The organism is Streptomyces pseudogriseolus, from assembly GCA_002154585.1.
In the GTDB taxonomy this organism is placed as follows: Bacteria; Actinomycetota; Actinomycetes; order Streptomycetales; family Streptomycetaceae; genus Streptomyces; species Streptomyces pseudogriseolus.
On record MUNG01000293.1, the window covers coordinates 1 to 4,867 of the forward strand.

General features: G+C 76.1%; 5 protein-coding genes and 2 pseudogenes. 4 read left to right on the forward strand and 3 right to left on the reverse strand.

The features are described 5' to 3' along the window. The 3 genes and pseudogenes from CCN29_RS35020 to CCN29_RS23945 form a co-directional block, all read left to right on the forward strand. Positions 1–123: pseudogene (locus tag CCN29_RS35020) on the forward strand (glycosyltransferase family 9 protein); the annotation flags it as partial. Further along, positions 120–973: pseudogene (locus CCN29_RS23940) on the forward strand (glycosyltransferase family 2 protein). The pseudogenes CCN29_RS35020 and CCN29_RS23940, both read left to right, overlap by 4 nt. Further along, complete coding sequence (locus CCN29_RS23945) at positions 970–1,866, forward strand: glycosyltransferase family 2 protein (protein ID WP_086684412.1); 897 nt, start codon at positions 970–972, stop codon at positions 1,864–1,866. The pseudogene CCN29_RS23940 and the gene CCN29_RS23945 overlap by 4 nt, the downstream one beginning before the upstream one ends. A gap of 13 nt (positions 1,867–1,879) precedes the next feature. On the opposite strand, the gene CCN29_RS23950 is transcribed toward CCN29_RS23945, so the two are convergent. From CCN29_RS23950 to CCN29_RS23960, 3 genes are all read right to left on the reverse strand, one after another. Next, positions 1,880–2,230, reverse strand: coding sequence for a DUF3040 domain-containing protein (locus CCN29_RS23950; RefSeq protein WP_086684415.1), 351 nt, complete (start codon positions 2,228–2,230; stop codon positions 1,880–1,882). A 63-nt stretch (positions 2,231–2,293) separates the two neighbouring features. Continuing rightward, positions 2,294–3,235, reverse strand: a complete 942-nt coding sequence (locus tag CCN29_RS23955; protein WP_006136822.1) for a polysaccharide pyruvyl transferase family protein — start codon at positions 3,233–3,235, stop codon at positions 2,294–2,296. A 90-nt stretch (positions 3,236–3,325) separates the two neighbouring features. Then, positions 3,326–3,889, reverse strand: coding sequence for a hypothetical protein (locus tag CCN29_RS23960; protein ID WP_051803341.1), 564 nt, complete (start codon positions 3,887–3,889; stop codon positions 3,326–3,328). A gap of 178 nt (positions 3,890–4,067) precedes the next feature. Here CCN29_RS23960 and CCN29_RS23965 point away from each other — a divergent pair. Further along, on the forward strand, positions 4,068–4,867 hold an 800-nt coding region (locus tag CCN29_RS23965), incomplete at its 3' end, for a winged helix DNA-binding domain-containing protein (RefSeq protein ID WP_086684418.1).

Consider the following 4,867-nt stretch of genomic DNA (forward strand, 5'->3'; position numbering starts at 1 on the left):
TGGCACGGCCCCGAGGGCGACCCGCACGCCCGCCGCCCCGACCCCGCGCTGCTGCGCGTCACCCCCGACGAGGTGCTGGACGCCCTGCACCGTCTGCCCGCCCCCGAGGAGTCCGCCCCATGACCGGCCACGCCCGCGTCGGCGTCGTCATCGCCACCCGCGACCGCAGGGAACGTCTCGCGGTCACCCTGCGGCACCTCGGCGACCNNTCGCCGACAACGCCTCCACCGACGGCACCCGCGCCATGGTCGCCCAGGACTTTCCCCACGTACGGGTCCTCGCCCTGTCCCGCAACCACGGCGCCCTCGCCCGCAACCACGGGGCCCGCGCCCTGGACACCCCGTACGTCGCGTTCGCCGACGACGACTCCTGGTGGGCGCCCGGCGCGCTCGCCCGCGCCGCCGACCTGTTCGACGCGCACCCCCGGCTCGGACTGATCGCCGCCCGCACCCTCGTCGGCCCCGAGAACGCCCCCGACCCGCTCAACGACCTCCTCGCCCGCTCCCCGCTCGGCCCCGCCACCGACCTCCCCGGCGTCCAGGTGCTCGGCTTCCTCGCCTGCGCCTCCGTCGTCCGCCGCAGCGCCTACCTCGACGCGGGCGGCTTCCACCGGGTGCTGTTCTTCGGCGGCGAGGAGACCTGCCTCGCCTACGACCTCGCCGCCCGCGGCTGGGGCGTCACCCACTGCCCCGACGTCGTCGCCCACCACCACCCGGCCACCTCCGGACGCCCCGGCCGGCCCGCCCAGCAGCGCCGCAACGAGGTGCTCACCGCATGGCTGCGCCGCCCCGTCCGCCACGCCCTCGCCCGCACCGGCGCCCTCGCCGCCGAGGCCCGCGCCGACACCACCGCCCGGCGCGCCCTGCGCCAGACGCTCGCCCTGCTGCCCGCCGCCCTGCGCGCCCGCCGGCCGCTGCCCCCGCACGTGGAGCGTGCCGTCCGCCTGCTGGAGACCGAAGGGGCGACCGCATGACCGACCTCCGCACGACCGTCGTCGTCATCACGCACAACCGCCGCCGGGAACTGCTGCGCACCCTCGACCGGCTCGCCGAACTCCCCGAACGGCCCGAGGTGATCGTCACCGACAACGGCTCCACCGACGGCACCGCCGACGCGGTCGCCCGCCACCACCCCGAGGTCCGGCTGCTGCGCCCCGGCCGCAACCTCGGCGCGGTCGGCCGCAACCTGGCCGTCCGTGACGTCACTACCCCGTACGTCGCCTTCTGCGACGACGACTCCTGGTGGGCGCCCGGCTCCCTGGCCGGCGCCGCCGACCTGCTCGACCGGCACCCCGCCGTGGTCTCCGTCACCGCGCGTATCGTCGTCGAGCCGCACGGCACCGAGGATCCGATCGTCTGCGAGCTGCGCGAGTCGCCCGTGCCGGGACCGCCGTGGCTGCCCGGACCCGCCCTCGGCTCCTTCCTCGCCGCGGCGACCGTGCTGCGGACGGACGCCTTCCGAAAGGCGGGCGGCTTCCACCCCAAGCTGTGGCTCGGCGGGGAGGAGGAACTGCTCGCCGTCGACCTCGCCGCCGACGGCTGGTGGCTCGTCTACGCCGACCATCTCACGATCCACCACCAGGCGTCCGAAGCGCGGGACGCGACCCTGCGCCGCCGGCACGGCATCCGCAACACCCTGTGGTTCACCTGGCTCCGCCGCCCGGTCGGCCCCGCCCTGCGCCGCACGGTCGATCTGGCCCGCACGGTCCCGCGCGACACGACGTCGCTCCTCGCCTTCACGGAGGCGGCGGCCGCCCTCCCCTGGATCCTGCGCGAACGCCGTGTGCTCCCCGCCGAGGTGGAGAGCCGCCTGCGCCTCCTGGAACCCGTCCAGCGCGCGTCGAAGGCCCGGCGCTACACGGGCTGACGGCGGCCGGCGCTCACCGCATGCGGCGCGGGCCGCCACCGCCCGCGTCGCCCGACCACCGGGACAGCAGCCGGAACGCCGCGAACAGCGTCACCGGCCACACCGTGACGAACACCCAGAGCGCCCACGGGGCCGCCGTGACGACACCGGTCACCACCAGGGCCGCCGACACCGCGACCAGCAGGGCGACGGTCCGGCCGCGCGGCTCGCAGCGGGTGATCCGGCCCGCGACCCGCTTCCAGTCGGGGCCGCGGCGGGCACGGCGGCCTCGCATCAGCCGGTTGAGACGGCGGTCGCGCCGCAGCGACCGCTCGATCTCGTCGAGGATGTGCTGTTCGTGTTCAGGGAGCCGACCGAGGGACACCGTCTCTCCTCCAACGCACCGCCAGGGTGGACGTGCGGTCCGGGTGCCCGGCGGACGGACGGCCTAACCGGCGCCGTGACCGGCGCCCGCGTGGGACGTGAGCGCCTCCAGCAGACGGTCCGCGCCGTCCGGCAGCCGGCCCTCGCGGAACGTCTCGCGCGCCTGCCGCGCGGCCACCCGGCCCGACGTCAGGCACCAGTCCCACCAGCGGTCCAGCCGCCGCCCGTCCACCTGCTCCGCCGGCAGCAGCGCCGGCCACCCGCAGGCCCGCGCCTGCGCCGCCACCTTTGCGCCGCCCGCCACCGGGTCGATCGCGATCACCGGCGTGCCGACCCGCAGCGCCAGCACCAGCCCGTGCAGCCGGTCGGAGACGACCAGGTCGAGCCGCGCCAGCACCGACTGCACCTGCGCCGGCGTGGCGTTCAGATGCCAGTCCCTTGTGTCCAGCCGCGTCTCCAGCTCCAGCCGGGCGCAGTCCTTCCCGGCCAGCCAGTGCGTCACCCGCTCGGCGACCTCCGCGTGCCGGCGCTGCGCCCCGTACTCGTGCTGTCCGTGGGTCAGGATCACCCCGACCACCGGCCGCGGCGGCACGTCGGGGGCGCGGGCGGCCAGGTCCTCGGTCGGCGGGCTGCCGGGCGCGTCCCGGGCCAGCACCCGGTGGAACCCGGTGACCGCCGGCTCGCCGGGGTCGATGACCGACGTCCCCACGGCGATCCGCACGCAGTGCGCGAACCGCCGGTGCAACTCCTCCACCTGCGGCCCGTGCAGCGGCCCGCACACGAACACGAGGTGCGAGTAGTCGTGGGGCCGTACGTCGTCGAGGTGCAGCGCGTCCGGCCGGAAACCGGGGCTCCAGGCGACGTCGTACGCCGTACCGGAGCCGAGCAGCACCGTCTCGACCCGCCGCAGGGCCAGCACGTCCCCGGCGGTCGCCTCCCCGTCCCGAAAGCTGAACCACCCGGTCAGGAGGACCTTGCGCGGCCCTGAACGCCGTTCCTCGTACACGGCGCACCGAGTGCCCCGGGGAGCGGCTCGGCAATCGGACCAGGGGGAACGTAACGCCGGGGCCGCCGGCCTCGCCTACTGTCCCGGCCCTTACTGCCCCGGCTCGCCCTCCTGCGGACGCGGGCCGGGTCCCTGCGGACCGGGTCCCTGCGGACCGGGGCCTTGTGCCTGCCCGCCGGGTCCGTGACCGGGCGCCTGCCTCTGCGGCAGCCCCGGACGCTGCTGTCCGAATCCGTCCTCCTGCGGGTGGGAGCCGGGGCCCTGCGTCTGACCGGGGCCAGGACCCGGACCCTGCGCGTCGGCGCCCTGTCGCTGCGGAAGCCCGTGGCCCTGCCCCGGTTCCTGCGAGGGTTCGCCGCCCTGCCTCTGCGGCAGCCCAGCCCCCTGTTCCTGCCGAGGCCCGCCCGCCTGCTGGCGTACCCCGCCCTGCGGCTGACGCGGCCCCGCCTGGGGGTGGCGCGGGCCGCCCGGGCCCTGCTGCTGGCGGGGGCCCGTCTGCGGCGGGCGGGGACGGATCGTGCCCGCCAGCGCCTGGCGGACCTCGAACTGGGTCCGCTCGGCCACCTCGCGGACCTCGGCCACGACGTCACCGCGCTCGCGCACGAGTCTGTCGTAGACCGGGTGGTCGTCGGGGGAGGGGGCGGAGGAAGTCATGGGGTCTTTCCTTCGTGGGGGGATGTCGTGCGCGCGGGGCCGGTGTCCGGCCCCAGATGTTCAGCGCCGCCGGACGCCCACGGCGTTACTCTCCGCCGGTCCTGTCCAGGAATGGGGCAACTGTCCGGGAGGGGGAAAGAGGACAGACTTCGGCCTACTTCCTCGCTACCGTGCCCCCATGACGAAGTCGCAGCGGACCACCGCCCCGCCGTCGCCGCCCGTCCTCGGCCCCCGCGCGCTGAGCCGGGCCACCCTGGCCCGGCAGCTCCTGCTGAGCCGCTCCCCGATGTCCGCGACGGCTGCCGTCGAGCACCTGCTCGGTCTCCAGGCGCAGAACGTCAAGCCGCCGTACTACGCGCTCGCCGCCCGTCTCGACGGCTTCACCCCGGAGGCGCTGTCCCGGCCCCTCGCCGACCGCGAGGTGGTCCGGATCGTCACCCTGCGGTCCACCATCCACACCCACACCGCCGACGACTGCCTCACCCTGCGACCTCTGGTGCAGGCCGCCCGCGACCGGGAGCTGCACCACTTCCGCGCCGGGCTCGCCGGTGTCGACCTGGACCGCCTCGCCGTCCGGGCCCGCGCCCTCGTCGAGGAGGAGCCGCGCACCATGAAGGAGCTGCGCGAGGCGCTCCTGGAAGACTGGCCGGACGCCGACCCGCAGGCCCTCTCCGTCGCCGCCCGCTGCAAGCTGCCGCTCGTGCAGATCACCCCGCGCGGGCTGTGGGGCCGCAGTGGCCAGGTGCGGCTGACCACCGCCGAGCGCTGGCTGGGCAGACCCGCCGAACCCGCGCAGGCCCCGAACGCCACCGTGCTGCGCTACCTCGCCGCGTTCGGTCCCGCGTCCGTGAAGGACATGCAGACCTGGGCCGGACTCACCCGGCTCCGCGAGGCGTTCGAACGCCTGAGGACCCGCCTCGTCACCTTCCGGGACGAGAACGGCACCGAACTCTTCGACCTCCCCGACGCGCCCCGCCC